At 71.1% G+C, this 284-nt stretch carries 1 protein-coding gene; it reads right to left on the reverse strand.

Going from position 1 to position 284, the window contains the following annotated elements; all coding sequences use genetic code 11:
- Nucleotides 1-270 (reverse strand): condensation domain-containing protein (locus tag ON29_RS24990; protein ID WP_373283847.1); only part of this gene is annotated, 270 nt, incomplete at its 3' end.
- Nucleotides 271-284 lie beyond the last annotated feature (14 nt).

Here is a 284-nt window from a genome sequence, read left to right on the forward strand (position 1 = left end):
GAAGCTCATGGCGGGCTCGACGTGGGTGCGCAGGGTGAGGGTGTTGACGAACATGCCGACCAGGTCGTCGAGGGCGCGTTCGCCGCGGCCGGCGATGGGGGTGCCGATCGCGACGTCGGGGTCGGCGGTCAGGCGGGCGAGTAGGACCGCGAGGGCGGCGTGGATGACCATGAACAGGGTGCAGTTGTGGTCGCGGGCCAGTTCGGTGAGGGCGTGGTGGATTTCGGGGGGCAGCCCGAATCCGGTGTTGGCTCCGCGCATGGAGGGGATCGGTGGGCGGGGGC

Source organism: Nocardia exalbida NBRC 100660, from assembly GCF_000308575.1.
GTDB lineage: Bacteria > Actinomycetota > Actinomycetes > Mycobacteriales > Mycobacteriaceae > Nocardia > Nocardia exalbida.